At 41.7% G+C, this 20,605-nt stretch carries 22 protein-coding genes; 6 read left to right on the top strand and 16 right to left on the bottom strand.

Annotated features, from left to right (window positions below):
- Window positions 1-18: 18 nt before the first annotated feature.
- Entirely contained in the window at window positions 19-573 is a 555-nt protein-coding gene (locus tag ACJMMI_RS01600; RefSeq protein WP_405352879.1) for an adaptor protein MecA, read from the bottom strand.
- Between the two features lie 211 nt (window positions 574-784).
- Between ACJMMI_RS01600 and ACJMMI_RS01605 the strand changes: the two genes are divergently transcribed.
- Window positions 785-2,320 (top strand): alpha-amylase family glycosyl hydrolase, encoded by a 1,536-nt coding sequence (locus ACJMMI_RS01605; RefSeq protein ID WP_405352881.1) that lies wholly within the window; start codon window positions 785-787, stop codon window positions 2,318-2,320.
- A gap of 531 nt (window positions 2,321-2,851) precedes the next feature.
- On the opposite strand, the gene ACJMMI_RS01610 is transcribed toward ACJMMI_RS01605, so the two are convergent.
- From ACJMMI_RS01610 to ACJMMI_RS01650, 9 genes are all read right to left on the bottom strand, one after another.
- Window positions 2,852-4,132, bottom strand: a complete 1,281-nt coding sequence (locus tag ACJMMI_RS01610; RefSeq protein WP_405352883.1) for a bifunctional folylpolyglutamate synthase/dihydrofolate synthase — start codon at window positions 4,130-4,132, stop codon at window positions 2,852-2,854.
- Window positions 4,129-4,953, bottom strand: a complete 825-nt coding sequence (gene rsmI / locus ACJMMI_RS01615; RefSeq protein ID WP_405352885.1) for a 16S rRNA (cytidine(1402)-2'-O)-methyltransferase — start codon at window positions 4,951-4,953, stop codon at window positions 4,129-4,131. The genes ACJMMI_RS01610 and rsmI overlap by 4 nt, the downstream gene beginning before the upstream one ends.
- A complete protein-coding gene (locus ACJMMI_RS01620; protein ID WP_405352887.1) occupies window positions 4,950-5,711 on the bottom strand; it encodes a tRNA1(Val) (adenine(37)-N6)-methyltransferase in 762 nt (253 codons plus the stop codon). The genes rsmI and ACJMMI_RS01620 overlap by 4 nt, the downstream gene beginning before the upstream one ends.
- A 133-nt stretch (window positions 5,712-5,844) precedes the next feature.
- Window positions 5,845-6,420, bottom strand: a complete 576-nt coding sequence (locus tag ACJMMI_RS01625; RefSeq protein WP_405352888.1) for a DUF6434 domain-containing protein — start codon at window positions 6,418-6,420, stop codon at window positions 5,845-5,847.
- A gap of 12 nt (window positions 6,421-6,432) precedes the next feature.
- The gene (locus ACJMMI_RS01630) at window positions 6,433-6,984 is read right to left on the bottom strand and encodes an LURP-one-related/scramblase family protein (RefSeq protein WP_405352890.1); all 552 of its coding nucleotides are present in this window, start codon (window positions 6,982-6,984) and stop codon (window positions 6,433-6,435) included.
- Window positions 6,985-7,437: 453 nt separating this feature from the next.
- The gene (locus ACJMMI_RS01635; protein WP_405352892.1) at window positions 7,438-7,608 is read right to left on the bottom strand and encodes a DUF362 domain-containing protein; all 171 of its coding nucleotides are present in this window, start codon (window positions 7,606-7,608) and stop codon (window positions 7,438-7,440) included.
- A 117-nt stretch (window positions 7,609-7,725) separates the two neighbouring features.
- Entirely contained in the window at window positions 7,726-8,592 is an 867-nt protein-coding gene (locus tag ACJMMI_RS01640) for a stage 0 sporulation family protein (protein WP_405352894.1), read from the bottom strand.
- A complete protein-coding gene (locus ACJMMI_RS01645) occupies window positions 8,580-9,443 on the bottom strand; it encodes a hypothetical protein (protein ID WP_405352896.1) in 864 nt (287 codons plus the stop codon). The genes ACJMMI_RS01640 and ACJMMI_RS01645 overlap by 13 nt, the downstream gene beginning before the upstream one ends.
- 60 nt (window positions 9,444-9,503) lie before the next feature.
- On the bottom strand, window positions 9,504-9,974 hold the full coding sequence (locus tag ACJMMI_RS01650) for a metallophosphoesterase (RefSeq protein ID WP_405352898.1): 471 nt from the start codon (window positions 9,972-9,974) through the stop codon (window positions 9,504-9,506).
- Between the two features lie 75 nt (window positions 9,975-10,049).
- Between ACJMMI_RS01650 and ACJMMI_RS01655 the strand changes: the two genes are divergently transcribed.
- The 3 genes from ACJMMI_RS01655 (at window position 10,050) to ACJMMI_RS01665 (ending at window position 11,179) form a co-directional block, all read left to right on the top strand.
- Window positions 10,050-10,256, top strand: a complete 207-nt coding sequence (locus ACJMMI_RS01655; RefSeq protein WP_405352899.1) for a hypothetical protein — start codon at window positions 10,050-10,052, stop codon at window positions 10,254-10,256.
- 6 nt (window positions 10,257-10,262) lie between these two features.
- A complete protein-coding gene (locus ACJMMI_RS01660; protein WP_405352901.1) occupies window positions 10,263-10,631 on the top strand; it encodes a hypothetical protein in 369 nt (122 codons plus the stop codon).
- A gap of 257 nt (window positions 10,632-10,888) precedes the next feature.
- The gene (locus ACJMMI_RS01665) at window positions 10,889-11,179 is read left to right on the top strand and encodes a hypothetical protein (RefSeq protein WP_405352902.1); all 291 of its coding nucleotides are present in this window, start codon (window positions 10,889-10,891) and stop codon (window positions 11,177-11,179) included.
- Window position 11,180: 1 nt separating this feature from the next.
- Here ACJMMI_RS01665 and ACJMMI_RS01670 read toward each other — a convergent pair whose 3' ends face one another.
- Both ACJMMI_RS01670 and proB read right to left on the bottom strand, forming a co-directional pair.
- Window positions 11,181-12,425 carry a glutamate-5-semialdehyde dehydrogenase gene (locus ACJMMI_RS01670; RefSeq protein ID WP_405352904.1) on the bottom strand — a complete coding sequence of 415 codons (1,245 nt, stop codon included), beginning with the start codon at window positions 12,423-12,425 and terminating at the stop codon, window positions 11,181-11,183.
- 1 nt (window position 12,426) lies between these two features.
- On the bottom strand, window positions 12,427-13,218 hold the full coding sequence (proB, locus tag ACJMMI_RS01675; protein WP_405352906.1) for a glutamate 5-kinase: 792 nt from the start codon (window positions 13,216-13,218) through the stop codon (window positions 12,427-12,429).
- Window positions 13,219-13,478: 260 nt separating this feature from the next.
- Here proB and ACJMMI_RS01680 point away from each other — a divergent pair, with 260 nt between their 5' ends.
- Window positions 13,479-14,417 carry an ROK family glucokinase gene (locus ACJMMI_RS01680; protein WP_405352908.1) on the top strand — a complete coding sequence of 313 codons (939 nt, stop codon included), beginning with the start codon at window positions 13,479-13,481 and terminating at the stop codon, window positions 14,415-14,417.
- A 665-nt stretch (window positions 14,418-15,082) separates the two neighbouring features.
- Here ACJMMI_RS01680 and ACJMMI_RS01685 read toward each other — a convergent pair.
- The 4 genes from ACJMMI_RS01685 to ACJMMI_RS01700 are packed head-to-tail and all read right to left on the bottom strand — an operon-like array spanning window position 15,083 to window position 19,879.
- Window positions 15,083-16,633 carry a DUF4340 domain-containing protein gene (locus tag ACJMMI_RS01685; RefSeq protein ID WP_405352910.1) on the bottom strand — a complete coding sequence of 517 codons (1,551 nt, stop codon included), beginning with the start codon at window positions 16,631-16,633 and terminating at the stop codon, window positions 15,083-15,085.
- A complete protein-coding gene (locus tag ACJMMI_RS01690; protein ID WP_405352912.1) occupies window positions 16,633-18,201 on the bottom strand; it encodes a Gldg family protein in 1,569 nt (522 codons plus the stop codon). The genes ACJMMI_RS01685 and ACJMMI_RS01690 overlap by 1 nt, the downstream gene beginning before the upstream one ends.
- A 14-nt stretch (window positions 18,202-18,215) precedes the next feature.
- On the bottom strand, window positions 18,216-18,920 hold the full coding sequence (locus ACJMMI_RS01695) for an ABC transporter permease (protein WP_405352914.1): 705 nt from the start codon (window positions 18,918-18,920) through the stop codon (window positions 18,216-18,218).
- Window positions 18,920-19,879, bottom strand: coding sequence for an ABC transporter ATP-binding protein (locus ACJMMI_RS01700; RefSeq protein WP_405352916.1), 960 nt, complete (start codon window positions 19,877-19,879; stop codon window positions 18,920-18,922). Before ACJMMI_RS01700 ends, ACJMMI_RS01695 begins: the two co-directional genes overlap by 1 nt.
- Before the next feature lie 220 nt (window positions 19,880-20,099).
- Here ACJMMI_RS01700 and ACJMMI_RS01705 point away from each other — a divergent pair, with 220 nt between their 5' ends.
- Window positions 20,100-20,453 (top strand): SpoVA/SpoVAEb family sporulation membrane protein, encoded by a 354-nt coding sequence (locus ACJMMI_RS01705; protein ID WP_405352918.1) that lies wholly within the window; start codon window positions 20,100-20,102, stop codon window positions 20,451-20,453.
- The last annotated feature ends 152 nt before the right edge of the window (window positions 20,454-20,605 follow it).

Raw genomic sequence — 20,605 nt, forward strand, 5'->3', positions numbered from 1 at the left:
TCCGAGTAAAAATCAGTATCACAAGAATCTTCCAATCACAGCTATAGCGTTTATCTTGCAAATTTCTTTTGCGTTTTCCCTGAGTTTTGCGGCACAGATATTTCCGCCGCACCGCTCGGCATATTCGTTAAGTATCCTTTTATATCTTTTGGGCACAGCGGGATAGTCAAAAATCAGATAATACACACCGTTCTGCTCATAAGCGGAATTTTTATTGCAGCACACATTCTGCTTATAAAGCAAAGCAATTACATCAAGAAAATTTCGGCTGTTGCCCACCTCATAGCAATTACTCTTTCTGCTGTTTTGCAGCCTGTATTTTTTCCTTTTTTTGTCCTCAACGGTGAGTAACAGCATACACCCGTCAACTGTCGGGAGTGCCTCCACAAGCATTTGCTTGCCCTTGATTTCTATATCCATTTTAAAACAAGCAACCTGCAAAATTCGCATTATTACCTTGCGTGAATGGCTGTCATACAGGCTCAAAGCTTCATAATCAAGCGAAAAATCACGCATATCCTCATCACAAAGGGTAATCAAAATTTTATTGCTTTTTATTCTGTCAATCGTCAAAATATCCCTCCTTGCAAGATTTGATAAATCAAAATTGTTCTTATATATATTATGATGAAATCACCGTTCCTGCAAGTAATTATTTTTGGGAATATACTAAGCAAATTATAGTAATGTTTTTGTTAAATCGCATAATATGCTTGTCAAAAACCTTTAATAATGTTACTATGTTATTGTAATAATAAAAATTAACAACGAAAGGATGTTCACTATGCCACAGTGGCTCAAAGACTCGGTTTTCTACGAAATTTACCCACAGAGCTTTTACGATACCAACGGTGACGGTATCGGCGATATTAACGGTATTATCGAAAAGCTCGACTATGTAAAAGGACTCGGCTGTAACGCAATCTGGCTTAATCCTGTTTACGATTCACCGTTTATGGATGCAGGTTACGATGTTCGTGACTACAAAAAGGTTGCACCTCGCTACGGCACAAATGAGGACCTCGTAAGACTTTTTGATGAGGCACACAAAAAAGGAATGAAAATTCTTCTCGACCTCGTTCCCGGTCACACATCAGACACTCACCCATGGTTTTTGGAGTCTAAAAAGGCTCAAAAGAGCGAGTACACAAACCGCTACATTTTTACAAAGTCAGTATGGGATGCACCGCCACAGTACAGAATGATGTGCGGTATTTGCGAGCGTGACGGTAACTACTTAGTAAACTACTTCAGCTCACAGCCTGCCCTTAACTATGGCTTCCACAAAATCACTCACCCTGAGTGGCAGTTGCCATGCGACCATCCGGACTGCCTTGCTACAGTTGAGGCAATCAAGGACATTATGCGTTTCTGGCTTGACAAGGGTGCTGACGGATTCAGAGTTGATATGGCTGACTCACTTGTAAAGAATGATGATGAAAAGGTTGCTACAGCAAAAATCTGGCGTGGCATTCGTGAAATGCTCGACAAGGACTACCCTGAGGCTGCAATGGTTGCCGAATGGTGCAATCCTGAAAGAGCAATCAACAATGCAGGCTTCCATATGGATTTCTACCTTGACCATTACGGCAACGGCTACAGCAGACTTTTCCGCTATGGCGACGACGAGGGCAACAAGGGTATTTTCAATCCAAACGGCAAGGGCGACATAAAGAACTTTACAGACGAATATCTCCCTGCTTATGAGCTTTCAAAGAACAACGGCTACATCAGCTTTATGACTAACAACCACGATATGCCAAGAATGACTCACTACTTCGGTATGGACGCAATCAAGCTTGCATACGCAATGATTTTTACAATGCCGGGCGTACCGTTCCTCTATTACGGCGACGAAATCGGTATGAAATATCAGGAGAATTTAGTCAGCAAAGAGGGCGGATTCAGCCGTACAGGCTCTCGTACACCAATGCAGTGGAACAGCGGTAAGAACCTCGGTTTCTCAACAAGCGACACACCTTACCTTCCTGTTGACACAGACGAGAACGCACCGACTGTTGAAAATCAGCAGAACAATCCGGATAGCATTTACAAGGTTGTTACAGACATCATTGCACTTCGTCACGCTAACGATGACCTCAAGGGCAACGGTGAATTTGAGATGATTTTCGAGCTGGGCAAGTTCCCATTTGGCTACAAAAGAGGCAAATTTGTAATGCTCTTTAACCCACTCGGCAAGGACAGCGAAATTGAAATTGACGCAAAGGGTGCTAAAAAGGCATACGAAATCGGTACAACAGAGATTGCTGATAATAAGGTAAAAATGTCGGCACAGAGCTTTGTAATGCTTGAATTTTAATAGAATTATTTAAAAAATTACGGCGGTAATCCAAATAGGACTACCGCCGATTTTTAGTTATGGTCGGGTAATTTTTGTGGTTCTTTTTCAATAGTTGGGGTAAATTATGGTTTAGCAACGGTCGGGAAATTTCTGCTTGAATTATTACGGACTTTATACCCGAATATAAAAAATTTGGTCAACCTTTTTCAAAGGTTGTGGGTGTGGGCAAAGCCCACAAAGCTTTTTGTTTACACCAAATTCTAATAGCCAAACAGCTTGCTGTTTGGTGACTTGAACACAACAGCGAAAGCTTTATAATTGCGATAGCAACTCAAAACAGAAAGATATTCTTTTTTATTTATAAATTATTTCCTGTTTTTAAAGACTGTCGTCTGTTTTGTCAAACTTTGCTTTTGCACACAAACAGCGTTGCTGTTTGTGCCTGAAAATTTGCAATAAGCATAACTTTTCTTGGGCGTTGCCCAAACCCACGAGCCTTTAAAAAGGCTCGACCTAAACTTTTTGTCGTTTATTTTTTAAATTTTATATTCACTTTATCAGATACGGTCTTAACTCGCCTGCAAGGTAAAGTGAGCCACAGATAACGAGCGGAACATTCTCTGCCTTTGCCTTACTAAGAGCCGCTTCAAGTGCCTTTTTATTATCGTTAAAAGCCTCAACCTTTGGGAAGTGTTGTCTGCATTTTTCGGCAAGCTCCTCGGCCTCAAGTGTTCTCGGATTATCAACCGTAACCGTAAACACTTCTTCAAAAAGACCTTCAAGCAGATTTATTGAACTTGCACTGTCCTTATCGGCAAGCATACCCATAAGACAAAGTCGCTTTTGGTTTGGCAAATATTTTTTAATCGCTTTGCTCAAAGCCTCAATTCCGTTCGGATTATGTGCACCGTCAAGCAAAACTATCGGATTTTTACTCATAAGCTCAAGCCTTGCCGGGTTTACTGCCTTTGCAATGCCCGACTTCAACGCATCTTTACTTACATTGATTTTGCCACTGTCGCAAAGTGCCTTTAACGCAGTCAACGCAGTTTTGGCATTCTCAAGCTGATGTTCGCCAATCAAATGAAGTTCAAGTTCTGTGCCGTCATACTCAAAAACTGTGCTTTCAAGGCTTTCGGAAATTACCTTAATTTTTGCACTTTCGCTTTTAAACAGCGGAACATTTCGGCTCTTGCAGGTACATTCAATCACGCTCATAGCGTTTTCTTCCTGCTTTGATGTAACGGCAATCGAGCCGCCCTTTATAATTCCGCACTTCTGCCATGCAATCTCCTCAATAGTATTGCCGAGAATTGCGGTGTGGTCAAGACCTATGGTTGTAATCACCGAGCAAAGCGGAGGTAAAATTGTATTTGTGCAGTCAAGCAGACCGCCCATACCGGTTTCAAGCACAACAATGTCGCAATTCTCATTTGCGTGAATGTAAAACTGCAAAGCGTTCACATATTCAAACTCTGTAATAATCACGCCGTCCTTGCGAAGTTCTTCTATAATCGGAAAGGTTTTCTCAACCGCATCGGTGAGAATTTCCTTTGAAATCATCTCATTATTAATCTGTATTCTCTCACGAAAATCTGTGATATACGGAGAGATAAAAAGACCTGTCTTGTACCCTGCCTCAACAAGCACAGCCGAAAGCATTGCACAAACCGAGCCTTTGCCGTTAGTACCTGCAATGTGAATATACTTTAGCTTGTCCTGCGGATTGCCGAGCTTTTCCAGGAAAATTCTCATTCGGTCAAGACCCGGACGAGAGCCAAAGGTCAGCAATGAATGTATTTTTTCAATAGCCTGTTCGTAGGTCATCATATCAGCTCCTTGTAGATTTCGTTCTTTTTAAAGCCGGTGAGTGCCGCCGCCTCTTTTGCCGCATCGGTTGCTCTTGCACCGTTTTCAATCAGCTTTTTGGCTGTCTGCACAGCATATTCAAGGGTGAACTCCTCGGTTTCGTCCACCTCGGGTGCTCCCTCAAGCACAAGCACAATTTCGCCCTTCACACTGCCGTCGCTGAGATTTTCCGCCGCATTTTTTGTGGTAGTGCGGATAACCTCCTCGTGAATTTTTGTAATTTCCCTTACAATAGTTAGCTTTCTGTCGCCAAAATTTGCGTACAGGTCACACAAGGTTTGCGGCAGTTTGTGGGGTGCTTCGTAAAAAATCATTGTTCTGTGCTCATTTACAAGGCTTTTCAGGTGATCCATTCTGCTCTTTTTGTTCACACTTAAAAATCCCTCAAAGGTAAACCTGCCTGTGCTGAGTCCCGACACCGCAAGAGCCGAAATAACCGCACTCGGACCCGGAATAACCACTGTCCTGATGCCACGCTCCTCGCAAAGCTTAATAAGATCCTCACCCGGATCAGAAATGCAAGGCATACCTGCGTCTGTAACAATGGCACAGTTCTCGCCCTGTTCAATTCTCGCACAAATAATCTCGCCACGCTCACGCTTGTTATGCTCAAAGTAGCTCACCATAGGCTTTTTAATGCCAAAATGATTTAAAAGTTTGAGCGTTACCCTTGTATCCTCTGCGGCAATAAAATCCACAGCCTCAAGAGTTTCCACCGCCCTTGGAGATAGGTCGGAAAGGTTGCCGATTGGTGTTCCCGTAACATATAAAATTCCACTCATAGCTTGTTTTCCTCTGTATTTTCTAAATGATCTGATTTGTAGCTTCCGTAAATTTCAAGCATTTCATCTGAAAAGTTGCCGCTTTCTTCCTCTATAAAAAGTGTGGGCAGTACATTTAAAAAGCCTCGTTTTCCGCCTCGTCTGCCCTCAAGCAAAAACAGCTTCGGTGCTTTTGTCACTCTTTGCTGAACAAGTCGCAGGGTCTTTGGTTCAATACCAAATTTCCGCATCGACTCCATTACATCGCTGAGTCTTTCCGGTCGCTGACACATAAAAAGTTTGCCGCCAAACTGCAGCAGCTTTGACGCAGTTGAACAGATGTCATCGAGCGTGCATTCGCTTTCGTGCCTTGCAATCAGCCTTGCCGAGGTTGGATTTTTAATACCTCCGCCGCCGATTTTATACGGCGGATTACACACAACAACATCATAACAGCCAAAACTTAACTTGCCTTTAAGGTCGCACAGGTCGGCGTTTATAACATTTATGTTGTCACTAAGTCCGTTATGCTCAACGCTTTTATTCGCAAGTGTGCAGGCGTTTTCCTGAATTTCAACAGCGTCAATTTTCAAATTTTTATTGTCCCTGCACCACAAAAGCGGAATTGTGCCACAGCCTGTACCAAGCTCCGCACATTTTTTACTCCCCACAGGCTTTGAGAAATTCGCAAGCAAAATGGTGTCTGTCGAATATCTGTAGCTTTTGGTAACATATATTTCAATGCCGTTGCCCAACGGCTCAAGGTGCAAATTCTCCATTATATGATCGGCAAAGGGAATTTTACCTCTGCCCTCTCCTTGTAAAATTTAGCTTAACATTTTAATTATACTACCACAACAGCAAAACTGCAATAAAAAGCAGAATAAACCTTGCTGTTTGAAGCGTGTAAAATTATTTTTCCAACGCAACAAGGTCGGTCTTTTCGTAGCGGTTGTGCCCCTGTAACTGTTTTTTATATTTCCAGCACTTAATAGCCTCGTCAAGGTTCTTGCCATGATTATCCGCAAAGAAATCTCTTACATATGTATTGTACTCAAATTGCTTGTCAATTTTTGTCTTGCCCTTTTTCTTATCCTCAAGTATTTGATAATATGCGGCAATCGCATCGGCATAAGTTTTGCCTGAATTACTTTTTAACCACTTCTGAAATGCAACATTAAAAGAAAAGCTGTTGCCAATATGCTCCTTAAAAAACGCTCTGTGCTTTTCTGAACAGACAAAATCTGATTCAATCGGGGTTTCCTCTGTAATATCAGTAATTGTCTGAGCCTTTTTCTGTACTCTTTTTGCCGAGCGAATTTCACCCGTATCAAGAAAATGTGCAATTCGCTCTGTTATTTCAAGCTTTCCTCCGGAGGTTGGCAAGCCGTATTTATGACAAAAATCAACAAGTTCTTCCTTTAAATAATAAAATTCTCTGAATGTCTTGCTGTCAAGATTTTTGTCAAGTATTGGTCTTTCTGTCATAATGCACTCCTATTATTTATTCTGCGAACAGTTGGCGGCATCTATTGCAACGGCGAGCATAAGCACCAAAATTTCATTGCGTGGGTTGATGAAATCAATAACATAGGTGTCGCCCCAATGCAAAGGCTCTTTAGAAATTGTTGCCACCGTACAGCAAGCCTCATACACCCTGTAATTCCACGCCATAAAGTCACCGTCACATCGCCAGCCGTTGTAATCAAGGCTGTATTTCGGTTTAAAAAATGTAAATTGCTTTTCGATACTGCCGAACATTTGCCCGTTGATTTCAATATCAAAAGTAGGCATAAGCGTAAAGAAACGCTGTTTTATCATACCGATTTCGTTGTGCATACTGTCGTAAATATGCAGCTGATGAGTGAGTCTGAAAGCCTCAGCCTTAACAAAATATTTTACATTTCCGTATTCATCATAGACATCGTAGGTGTCTGTCCACGAAAACACTCGTTGCTTGATTAAAAGCTTCATATTTTCACCACCAAAGTAGTTTTTTGTTATGGTCGGGAATTTTTTGCTTGTATTATCACAAACTTTATGCTCGGGCAAAAAATTTAGTCAACCTTTTTCAAAGGTTGTGGGTGTGGGCAAAGCCCACAAAGCTTTTAGCTAACGCAAAGTTTTGATAGCCAAACAGCTTGCTGTTTGGCGGCTTGAACACAATGGCGAAAGCCTGATAATTGCGACCGTAACACAAAACAGAAAAGATATTTTTTCTATTTATAAATTATTTCTTTTTATAAGGCTGTCGCCTGTTTTGTCAAACATTGCCTCAGCACACAAACAGCGTTGCTGTTTGTGCCTGAAAATTTGCAATTAAAACAACTATTCTTGGGCTTTGCCCAAACCCACGAGCCTTTAAAAAGGCTCGACCTAAACTTTTTGTTTTTGAACTTTTAAGTAAGCAAATAAAATTCACCGTAGTTTTCTAAATTATATCATTACAAACAAAAAACAGCAAGGAAAAATCTCCTTGCTGTCTTCATTTCGATTAAGTATTAATTATGCCTGAGCTGGTGCACCTACTGGGCAAACGCCCTCGCAAGAACCACACTCTACACAAGCATCAGCGTCAATAACATACTTGTCGTCGCCCTCAGTGATAGCACTTACAGGACACTCAGCAGCACAAGCACCGCACTTGATGCAATCATCACTAATCTGGTATGCCATTCAAAAACACCTCCTGTGAAATATTACACCTATATTGTAACATAAATTTTTAAAAATGCAATATTTTTATGAGATTTTTCAAAAATAATTTATTTCCAGATTATATTTTTGGTTAGTTTACTCTAACCCCTTTAATTTCTCCATTTCTTCCTTATCAACCTTAATGTAGCCGTCCTTTACAATCTTGCACTGCTTTACATTATAGGTCTTTGCAGGTGCTTCCGGCGGTGTGTTGTTGAGCTTGACCTTTAAGGTACGGGCAATAAGGTTGTTTTCAACCACAAGTCCCTTGCCGTCAGGTGTATTAACAATAGCACCAACCTTTGGAGTTTTCTTGAGCAAGTCGGTGTAAGCGTCCTGCTCGTACTTTAAGCAACACATAAGTCTGCCGCATGTGCCTGAAATTTTAACAGGCGAAAGCGAAAGCCCCTGCTCCTTAGCCATTTTAATGGAAACCGGCTGAAACTCACCCATAAAGCTTGCACAGCAAAACGGTTTACCGCACACGCCAAGACCACCGAGCATTTTTGCCTCGTCACGCACACCAATCTGTCTTAACTCAATTCTTGTTCTGAAAACGGATGCAAGGTCCTTTACAAGTGCTCTGAAATCCACTCTGCCATCCGCTGTAAAATAAAACAGAATTTTGCTGTTGTCAAATGTACATTCAACGCTTACAAGCTTCATCTCAAGCTTATGATTGGCAATTTTCTGCTCACATATTTTATACGCTTCCTTCTCCTTGAGCTTATTTTCTTCAAGGTGACGAAGGTCGCTCTCGGTTGCAACTCTGATAAGAGGCTTGAGTGGGTACGCAAGCTCCTCGTCAGAAACAGTTTTATTAGGGGTGGCAACCTTACCGCACTCAAGTCCTCTTGCGGTTTCTACAATTACCATATCGCCGGCATTAAGCTTGTTGTCGAGCGGGTCAAAGTAATAGACCTTGCCAACCTCCTTAAATCTGACTCCGATTACCTCTGCCATATTATCCTCCTATACTCTCCGCTCAAAAATGCGGAAAGCAAATCCATATTTACATTTTGCAGTATTTTCTGCCTTGCCTGCTCGGTTGCCTCCACAAGCTGCAAAGCCATACCTGTTGTTATTCTTTTACCAAGCTTTATTGCAAGCTCAGCGTCAATTCTCGCCTTTATTCCTCGTGACACAGCCACGCAATCTCTGAAAATTACAGTAAGCACAGCAAGCGTTTCGTCTGCAAGCTTGCGGTCTGTAAAACCTGAAAAAGCCGATAATAACTGCCATTCACTCGGTGCTACAGTACCCTCGGCAATGATTTTTGCCAGGCTTATTGCCTCTTCGCCAAAGCTTTCGTCACCCTTTACCGTAATGACCGTACAGCGTGACAAAATGGTATTTAAAAGTCCTTTTGAATTCTTACACAAAAGCAGGAAAAGGCAATTTTGCGGCGGCTCTTCAAGCAATTTCAAAAATGAGTTCTGTACCACGGGCAACAGCCTTTTCTCGGCATTTCTGAATACAAATATCTTTATATCTGCCTCATTCGGTCGAATACTTGCATTTTCAATGATATCACGCATTTGTTCAATGGAATAAATCTGCGATTTTTTCTCCGGTTGGGCATAGTAAATGTCGGGGTGTGCCTGCTCTTTTGCCTTAATACATTGCTCGCACTTTCCGCAAGGCTTGTTTTCAGCTCTGCAAACTGCCCTCATTGTAAGAAAGGTTGAAAGCTGTTCGCACTTTTCTTCGTCCGCACCCTCAATTACTATTGCGTGAGGCTGTCTGTTCTGCGAATAAAGGCTGTCAAGCCTAAGCTTTAGAGCCTCATCAAATTCAAAATCTGAAAAATTCACACTTTCGCCTCCCGACCTATCTTTTAGTATAACACAAAAATGTTTATAATGCTACAAAAATCATTTAACAGCTACGGTATTGGTAACAATTTCACCCTTGTCGGTGATGTCAATAATGCCATAGCTTGCCATATATCCTCCACAGCTGCCCGGATTCAAGACATATAGTCCATCTTCGTACATAGAAAGTGCGGAGTGGGTGTGACCAAAGCAAAGAATATCCGCCTTTGCCTCTCTTGCGGCACACATAATAGTATAAAGTCCCACCTTGGCATTATACAAATGACCGTGGGTAATAAAAATTGTTTTCCCGTTAATTCGCAAGGTTTCGGTTGCAGGCAGCATACTGCCCCAGTCGCAGTTGCCACGCACCGCTACAATCATTTTATCCTTAAAATTCTGCTTTAAATATTCAACCTGTTCCTCGCCGTCACCGCAATGAATAATTACCTCGGCTGTAGGCTGCTCGGTAACAGCTTTCATCATTCTGTTAAAATCTCCGTGAGTATCGGATAAAACCAAAATTCTCATACTATACCTCCGTAAAATTAAAGCGAAGTGTTATATAAATATTAAAATCCGCATATTATTATCTGAGGTGTTTATATGGCTGAAAATAACAATATGCAGGATATGCTCAGACAAATGTCAAGGCAGCTCAACCTTTCGGAAAAAGAGCTGAAGGACGCTACCAAAAACGGCAATACTAAAAAAATGGCAGAGGAAATACTCAATGACCCGCAAAAAACAAAGGAGCTTTTGGAAAGTCCGCAGGCAAAAGCTATAATAGAAATGTTGAGAAAGGGGAAATAAAACCCCATGCCGGATATTCAGGATAAAATAAACGAAATACTAAGCAATCCCGAGGCTTTGCGACAGGTGCAGAGCCTTGGCGAACAGCTTGGTCTGTCAGGAAATTCCACAGAAAAGCCAAAATCGCAGAAACCGCCCGAACCGAAAAATGAGCTTTCATTGCCAACCGAATTTTTAAATGACGATATGGCAAAAAGCCTTTTCAAAATTTTACCGGCTATAAAATCAGTCGGCTGTGAGGACGATACCACAAGGCTTTTAAATGCCCTCCGCCCGTTTTTGTCCTGTGAAAAGCAAGAAAAACTCGACAAAGCCGAAAAAATGCTAAAGCTTTTCAAAATTCTCCCTCTGCTCAAGGATATTAATATTTTTTAAAAGTTCAAAGTTCTCTTTTGTTATTATAAAAGTTTGGTCAACCTTTTCAAAGGTTGTGGGTGTGGGCAAAGCCCACAAAAAGTTTAAATCATTACTATTTACGATAGCCAAACAGCATGCTGTTTGGTGACTTAAAAACGGCGTAAGCCTTTAAATTGCGAAAGCAACCAAAAAAAGTAATTATTTTATATTAACTTTTTGCAAACCACAATTTACCCGAGCTTTTTATTAATTCCCACCCTTTGGAGGTGAGTCATTTGGCATCATTTGAAGAAGAGGCTCTGCGAAGAGCACAACAACTCCGTTCCCGCCCTCAGTCACCGCCTGAGCGTGAAAAAAAGCATAAACCGCCTGAGAAAAAGCAGGAGGATACCGCCCCTTTACCGGAAATGACGGCTGAAATCAAACCCACAAATCAACAAAAAAGCCTTGTAGATTTTCTGCTTGCCGACAAGGAGCAAAGCCTGATTTTACTGCTTTTGCTTTTACTGTCGGGTGAAAAGGCAGACCCATCACTCCTGCTGGCTCTGATGTATTTATTAATGTAATTTACCTTACCTGTCCGTTGCCTCTTATAATAAACTTGCAGCTTGTCAGCTCGTTAAGCCCCATAGGGCCTCTTGCGTGGAGTTTCTGGGTGGAAATACCGATTTCCGCACCGAGTCCGAACTCTCCGCCGTCTGTAAAACGGGTTGATGCATTTACATAAACTGCTGCCGAGTCAACGCAGGCTGTAAATTTGTTTGCACTGTTGTAGTCGTTTGTAATAATGCTTTCGCTGTGACCTGTGCTGTATTTTGCGATATGCTCGATTGCGTCATCAAGGCTGTCAACAACCTTAACGGCAAGTATATAATCAAGAAATTCCCTTGCATAGTCCTCCTCGGTGGCAGGTATAACGCTGTTGCCGAGGATTTTTCTTGTGGTTTCGCAGCCTCTCAGCTCCACATTCTTTGTGTCGAGAAGTTTTTTGATTTCCGGCAAAGCCTTTTCGGCAATGTTCTTATGCACAAGAATTGTTTCAATCGCATTGCATACTGACGGACGAGATGTTTTTGCATTGAAAATAATATTCGCCGCCATCTGCACATCTGCACTCTCATCTACATAAACATGGCAGTTGCCTACACCGGTTTCAATTACAGGTACTTTCGCATTTTCAACAACAGAGCGAATAAGACCTGCACCGCCACGAGGAATGAGCACATCAAGATAGTCCGAAAGCTGCATAAGCTCGGTTGCACTCTGCCTTGTGGTGTCCTTAACAAGACCAATGCAGTCCCTTGGAAAGCCAACGCTTTCAATCGCATCTCTCATAATTTCAGAAATAGCGAGGTTTGAGTTGATAGCCTCTTTACCGCCACGCAAAATTACGGCACTGCCTGCCTTTAAACAGAGTGCGGCGGCGTCTGAGGTAACATTAGGACGAGCCTCAAAGATAATGCCGATAACACCCATTGGCACTCTCACCTTTTCAATGGCAAGTCCGTTTTTAAGAGTTCTGCCCTCAAGCACATTTCCGATAGGGTCGGCAAGTGCTGCTACCTGCTCCACACCCTCTGCCATACCGTTGATACGCTCAGAAGTAAGTCTTAACCTGTCGAGCAAAGAGTCGGTAAGTCCTGCATTTTTGCCGTTTTCAAGGTCAATTTCGTTTGCCTTTACAATCTCATCGCTATGCTCACGCAAAGCCTTTGCAATGGCAAGAAGTGCCTCGTCCTTTTTACTGCCTGCTGTACGCAGAAATACTGACGCTTTCTTAGCGTTAGCACCCATAATTTCAAGCTGTGTCATATCAATTTTCCTTTCTTGCAAGGAACTTTGTTCCCACATTCATTCCGTCAAAAACATAGTACAGCACATTCGGATTTGCACCGTTTACAATGTGGCACTCTACCCCACGCTTGGTTGCATAGTCTGCTGCGTGAAGCTTTGTAATCATTCCGCCTGTACCTCTGTTTGAGCCTGTGCCTGCTGCCATTTCAAAAATTTCAGGAGAAATTCTGCCCACAACATCAAGCTTGTTTGCATTAGGATTTGTGCGTGGATTGTCGTCATAAAGTCCGTCAATGTCGGTAAGAATTACAAGTCTGTCCGCACCCACAAGACCTGCAACAATGGCAGAAAGCATATCGTTGTCGCCAAAGTTATTGCCCTCAAGCTCATCAATAGCAACGGTATCGTTCTCATTGATTACCGGAATAATATTCATCTCAAGCAGTTCGTCAAGAGTATTGATTACATTCTGCCTTTTTTGCTCGGTTTCAACCGCATAGCGTGTTAAAAGAATCTGAGCCACAGAGTGGTTGTACTCGCCGAAAAGCTTGTCATACATAAACATAAGCTCGCACTGACCGATAGCGGCAAGAGCCTGCTTTTTCTTGGTTTCGGTCGGTCGCACCGAAAGCCCTGCCTTGCCCATTCCAACGCCGATAGCACCGGAGGACACAAGAATTATCTGCTCACCGCTGTTCTGCAAATCCGCAATAACCTTGCAGAGCGACTCAATACGGCGGTAGTTGATTTTTCCGTTTTCGTATGTAAGGGTTGAAGTGCCAACCTTGATTACGGTAAGCTTTTTTTCCATATTTACTTCACCTGTTTTCAAAATTTATTAATGCCGTTTAAAGCATATCAAAGGAGCGTTTGCCCCCAAGACATCTGTAATTAGATTATACCATACCTGCACCTTAAATTACAACAAAATTTATACAAATGTATGTGCTGTCTTTCGCAAATTTTTCATTAAAACTGTTAATTTGTATTGACAAAAAGCCCTTAAAATAATAAAATTATAGTATATCTTACTAATTTGATATTTTACCTACTTGAAAGGAGCATAATAAAATGAAAAAATATGCATTTGGTGTTGATATAGGCGGCACAACAATTAAGCTTGGCTTGTTTGAAACCACAGGTCAGTTGCTTGAAAAGTGGGAAATTCCTACAAGAACTCAGGAAAACGGTACATACATTCTCAACGATATTGCTGAGGCTGTTGCGGCAAAGCTTGCCGAAAAGAACATCAGCGAGAAAGATGTTGAGGGTATCGGCGTAGGCGTACCGGGCCCTGTTGGTGATGACGGCACAGTATATAAGTGCGTAAACCTTGGCTGGAGCGTGTTTAATGTAGCTATTGAGCTTGAGAGAAAGACAGGCTTTAAGGTTAAGGTTGGCAATGACGCAAATGTTGCGGCTCTCGGCGAAATGTGGCAGGGCGGCGGCAAGGGCTACAAAAACCTTGTAATGGTAACACTTGGCACAGGCGTTGGCGGCGGTGTTATCATCAATGAAAAAATTATTCCGGGCAGTGACGGTGCGGCAGGTGAAATCGGACATCTTCGTGTAAAAGAGAGAGAAACCGAGGCCTGCGGCTGTGGCAATCACGGCTGTCTTGAGCAGTATGCGTCTGCAACAGGTATTGCAAGAGTTACAAAGAAATACCTTGAGGAGCACGATGACGAAACCGTACTCAGAAACACTCCCGAAATTACATCAAAGGCAATTTTTGACGCAGCAAAGCTTGGCGATGAAGTTGCTATTAAGATGGTTGACGAAACCGCAAAAATCCTTGCAAAAGGACTTTCTCTTGTAGCCTGCGTGGTAAACCCACAGGTATTTGTAATCGGCGGCGGTATGTCAAAGGCAGGCGACTTCCTCATTGAGCAGGTACAGAAGTACTATCAGGAATTTGCTTTCCACGCTTGCAAAAATACATTCTTCAAGCTTGCAGACCTCGGCAACGATGCAGGTATTTACGGCTGTGTAAGAATGATTATTAAATAATTTTATATTCAGAATTTCGCCCGACTGTTAATTCAGTCGGGCATTTTGCTTTGCGGTGAAAGTGTGACATTTTAACAATCATCAACATAGTTATTAACATTTTATTACGAAAAGAAAGTTTGCAAAATAATAATTTTCTTGTTCCCGACAATAAATTAGTAACGGTCGGGAGTTAAAAACTTTAAATTTTCCCTATGCTTTCTGCTCGGACATAAAAATTTGGTCAACCTTTTTCAAAGGTTGTGGGTGTGGGCAAAGCCCATAATACTTTCGGTTTACGGAATTTTTTGATAGCCAAACAGCCTGCTGTTTGGCGGCTTGAGCAAAACAGCGTGAGCCTTATAATTGCGATAGCATCACAAAAAAATTCTTCTTGATTTTTATAAATGACACTTTTTAAAAGCTGTCGCCTGTTTTTACAAACTTTGCCTCAACACACAAACAGCTACGCTGTTTGTGCCTTATAAAAAGCAAAGGAAACAGCTTTCTTGGGCTTTGCCCAAACCCACGAGCCTTTAAAAAGGCTCGACCTAAATTTTATAATACTTATCCAAAACTTTACGCTAACCCCAACTATTCAAAAAGAGCCTAAAATCAAAAATTCCCGACAAAAGCTTTATGACTTGTCGGGAATTTTATTTATCTTGCTTTATTTGTAATAAAAATTACGCTGCAAAGTCTGCTACTTCTTTATTGTTTGCAACAGTCTTAACCTGCTCTATAAGCTTGCTTGGGTTGGTCTTATAAAGGTGACCTACACTTTCGCCATTTACCTCTGCAAGATATTTATTTCCACCTGCGTCGTAGAATTTAACTGTATCTGTACTGCCGTCTGTGTATTTGTACTCAGCAGTAAATACAGCCTTTCCGCTTGGCTTGTCGCTTGTTGTGTCGCTCTTTTCAAGCAAGGTGAGATTCTGGAAGAATGTTGAGAAATATGATAAATTAATCTCGTTGTCACCGTACTTAACTGTTGTAGTGGTGGTTGAAGATTCCTCGCCGTCATCGTTCGTTGTGGTGGTCTGCTTTGAGCTTATGCTAAAGCTGTATGTATCTGTGCCGTTGTTGATTGTAAGCGTATCAACTGCCGACATAAGCGGGTGAAGTACATACTCGGATGAAAGCTTTTCGTAACTCATATTTACCCATGGAAGATTAGCAGATACCTTTGTATATACAACCTTTCCGCCCTTTTCCATTACATTTACATTGCCTGAGCTGTCCGGCTGAGATGCAATAAGGCTTACTGTTGTATCAGGATAAACAGCCTCTATTGCCACATATGGGTCTGCAAGACCAAGCTCCTTGAGCTGTGCCTCTGACGGATTAACCATTTTTACAGAGTCAGCATACAAGCCTCTGATTGCACCCGAAACATTACTGCTTGCGTCCTCGCTTGCATATGATTTCTTTGGTGAAGTGATAACTGTTGTTGCCGAATTTTTGCCGTCATTGTTTGGCTCAAGCACTACAGCCTCAGGGAAATTCTTACCTGAAAGTGTAATCTTGCTGTACTGTGAATCGTCTGTATTTACCGCTGCATCATTGATTGCCTTTGAGAACATCTCTGTAAGGCTATATGAGAATGAATCTACTGCGTCAGACTCAACAAGATAAATTGTGTCTGATGTGCCGAACTTTACATATGTACCGGCTGATGACGGAGCGTCACCGCCAACAATGATTTTAGCCTTTGTGTTGTCTGTGTAAGTAACCACAACTGTAGCCTTTGGACTGTCAAAGCCGCACTCGCTTGCCTTTGCACCGTCAAGGCTGATTACCTTTGTAAATTCAAGAGCCGCCGCATCATTTGCAATGGCATCAGGATAGCCTGTCTGCAAAGTGAAGTCCTCAAAGCCTACAAGTGTGTATTTGGTTTCCTCTGTTTTGCCGTCCTCATCAACAGGTGTTTCGGATTTTATCTCCATTGTACCCGATGTATTTTCAAGGTCGATTGTAGAAATCTTAGCCGGCACATATTCAAGCAATGTGCCGTAGCTGTTGTTTTCGATTTCGCCCTTATCGTTTGTGTTAATTTTTGCCTGGTGCATACCGTTTTCATCAACGGAGGTTGACATATCAATACCCTGATCAATGCTGTCCATCGGGTCTGCATCATCGCCCGACTTTGGCAGGAAGATTAAAAGCAACATTACACCCACAAGCACAACCGCTGCGGCTGCTATTGCGATAAGTAACTTAACATTCTTCTTCATTATCTGTTCCTCCTGCGTAACCACATTACAATGCCTACAACAAGTACAGCTATAGGAACTACAACTACAAATACTACAAAGAGTGCGTTCTTAGTTGTTGCATCTGTAATGCCAAGCTCAGCACTCTGCATTGACTTGCCCTCAATGGTAATGCCTGCATCGTCCCTGTTTGCAATGGTGTTAATCATATTCATAAAGTAACCGGAGTTGTTAAAGCTGTTGTATGACATAATGTCTGTAGTGAACATTGAGTATGAGCCAAATACAATTACCTTAGAAGATGAATTGTCTGTGTTTGACTTAACACCCTCTGCGGCAATATTGAGGGCCTCGCCCTTAATGCCGTCCTTGTAGTTCCAGTTATCGTCTGCATCTGTAGGATAAATACCTGCTGATTCGGATGTAGTTAAAAGTGCGTGTGCCATACTTGTATCAGATACTGTAACGCTCTTTGCAAAGAGTGTTACTACAGGAATATTAGGATTTTTGAGTCCATCCTTGTAATAATCGGTATAATCAACTGTGAAGATGTAAGGTGAGCTGTTGCTTACAAGGCGGTCTGTGCTTGTTTCATAAACAACACCCTGATTTATCTGCATACCCCACTCGTTTAAAAGTCCGTCAAGGTTTGGTGTTTCAACATTGTTTTCTGTTGGAATGTAGATAAGATTTCTGCCGTACTTGCCGTCATTGTCAAGCCATGTCGAAAGCTTTTCAATTACATTTTCGTCAAGGTCAACTGACGGAGCGTAAAGAACAGCAAACTTTGCGTCCTCATCAAGCTCGCCTGTTGCAAGTGAAACCTCGTTTACCTGATAAGCGTTGTTTTGGAGGAGAGTTTTAATAGCTGATGAATCCTGCTCCTGATTACCTGTAATCATATCTACAACTACCTTATCCTCTGTTGTAACATTGAGAATAGCTGTGACTACTCCCTGCTCAACGATTGAAGATGTTACATAATATGTGCCGTAGGTTGAGTAATAATCCTGATCGTACTCAAAGCAATCGTCAATAGTGAGCACTCTGTACTGGTCGCCGCACTCAACAATCATCATATTGGAATTCTGTGTCCAGTCGGCATCTGTGTATTTCTGTGCAATAGATGGGTTGCTTGAAAGATCAACATATTTAAGCTTGATTTTGCCGTTTGATTCACTCTCCATTTTTTCAAGGAGCTTGTTAGCCTGAATATAGTAGTTACCCGAAGCCTCAAACTTTTCCTCTGTGGTAAGAACTGTGATTGTGATGTCCTTGTCGATGTGTGAAACATAATCTATTGTGTCATTTTCAAGTGCAAAAGATGAGTCCTTTGTAAAATCGAGCACCATATTTGGGAATCTCTCTACAAGCAAGGAAACTACAATGTTAAGCACTACCACCAAAGCGATTACAACTACAACTACTGCAACTGCAACAGAACCGTGACGAGCCTTTCTTGACTTTAAGAAAGCCTTGAGTCCGCCGTTTTTCTTTTCTTTCTTTGGCTTAGGTGACTTTGCGTCTGTTTTTTCAGCCTTAGCCTTGGCAGTATTTTCTGCCGCTTTGTCTTTTTTCAATTCGCTCATTGCTCTTTACCTCCTTAGCTCCAGCGTCTTTTTTCAAGTACACGGGCGGTAAAGAACAAGAACAATCCCGTAACACTCAAAAAGAATACAATATCGGTAAGATTGAGCATACCGTATGTAAAGTTTGTGTAGTATGTAAGAAAATCAATTTTGTTTACTATGGTGGAAATCCAGTCGATAGTAATGTAGTTTGAAAGATTGCTGAGCATATAGATGAGCAAACCAACACCCATACCTGCAACAGCAGAAATAATCATACTCTCTGTAAGTACAGAGATGAATACATTAATTGCGATAAGTGCCGCACCCAAAAGCAAAAGTCCCACAAAAGTGCAGAGCACAACTGCCCAGTCAGGTGCAGTAAAGAATGAAATTACAAGTGCATACACTACAAAAATGAGTGAAATAATAGCAAAAAGAATGAATGCTCCAAGGAACTTGCCCATTACAATCTCAAACAGGCTTGTGGGAGATGTGAGAAGTGCCTGGTCGGTACGCTGACGCTTTTCCTCTGAAAAGCTTTTCATTGTAATAATAGGAATTATAAAAAGAATAATAATAAACATATTGCCAAAAACATAGGCAAGGTTTGAAGTATCGTTTTCAATACAAATCATACTGAAAAACAAGCCTGAAAACAGGAAATACACAGCCATTACAACATAGGCAACGGCTGAATTAAAATAAGAAGAAAGCTCTCGCTTTAAAATTGCAACCATTATTTTTTACCTCCGTTTGCCTTGTAGCTATTGCCTGCGGTGAGCTTGAGGAACATTTCCTCAAGAGTTTCATTGCCCGACTGCATATCAAGAATAGGGCAGTTAATTCTTGCCATAGCGTTAAATACATCTCGGCGAATGTCGTACTCTTTTTCGTACTCTACCATATATTTTGCAGAATTATCGCCCTTATCGGCAACCTTGCTTACACGGATAACCGCAGGAATGTTTTTGATAGCAGAGGTAATGTCTGACGAATTGCCCTCAACAATAAGTGCAAGCTTTTCTTCGCCGGCAGTAGATGCAGAAAGTTCGTTAGCCTTTGCGTCAGCTACAATCTTGCCATTTGAAATAACAAGGATTCTGTCACAGGTTGCAGAAATTTCTGACAACACATGGGAAGAAAAGATAATTGTGTGCTTTTTGCCAAGGCTCTTTATAAGCTTACGGATTTCGATAATCTGGTTAGGGTCAAGACCGACTGTAGGCTCGTCAAGAATGAGTACAGGCGGATTGCCGAGAAGTGCCTGAGCAAAGCCGACACGCTGACGGTAGCCCTTTGAAAGGTTCTTGATGATTCTGTCTGCCTGCTCGGTAATGTGAACAAGTCGCATAACCTCTTCGATATGCTCCTTTTTAGGAAGCTTAACTTTTTTGAGGTCAAACATAAACTCAAGGTACTTTTTAACCGTCATATCGGTATAAAGCGGTGGAATTTCGGGAAGGTAACCAATCTTTGACTTAGCCTCTTTCGGATTCTCAAGAATTTCCTTTCCGTCAATAGTTACGGTGCCTAATGTGGAAGAAATGTATCCGGTAATCATATTCATAGTGGTAGATTTACCGGCACCGTTTGGGCCAAGAAATCCGAGAATTTCGCCCTCGCCAACAGTAAAGCTGATGTTGTCAACAGCCTTGATGTTGCCGTAATTTTTTGTAAGGTTTTTAACCTCAACCATGTGACTTGTTCACTCCTTAATAATATTTAAAGCTCTGCGTACTCCACAGAGCCATATTGCAACAGCATATATTATACTATATAAAAACAGATTTGTGTACATTTTTTATAAAAAATCAATGTAAGTACACAAATTTTCATTTTGCCGTCACATTCAGGAATAAAATTTGCACATCAGTAAATAACTAATGGTAATAAAATCTTATAAAGAGGAATTTAGTATGGATTATATAAACGCATTTTGGACAGGCGGACTAATCTGCGTGATTGGTCAGATATTGATAGACAAAACAAAGCTTACACCGGCAAAAATACTTACAAGCTTTGTGGTGGCAGGAGTAGTGCTGGGTGCGGTGGGACTGTACGAACCGTTTGCAGAATTTGCAGGAGCAGGAGCAAGCGTGCCGATAAGCGGCTTTGGCTTTCTGATGAGTCAGGGAGTTAAGGAGGCACTGGCAAGTGACGGCGGCTTGGGACTGCTTACAGGAGGACTTAAAAGTGCCGCCGCCGGAATTTCCGCCGCAATTTTCTTCGGACTCGTGGCAGGACTTGTAACAAAATCAGGAGATAAATAAGTTACAGTTTGTAACGGTCGGGAAATTTTTGCTTGAATTATTACGGACTTTATACTCGAAAATAAAAATTTGGTCAACCTTTTTCAAAGGTTGTGGGTGTGGGCAAAGCCCACAAAGCTTTTTGCTAACAAGAAATTCTAATAGACAAACAG

The organism is Ruminococcus sp., from assembly GCF_045129435.1.
Lineage (GTDB): Bacteria > Bacillota > Clostridia > Oscillospirales > Acutalibacteraceae > Ruminococcoides.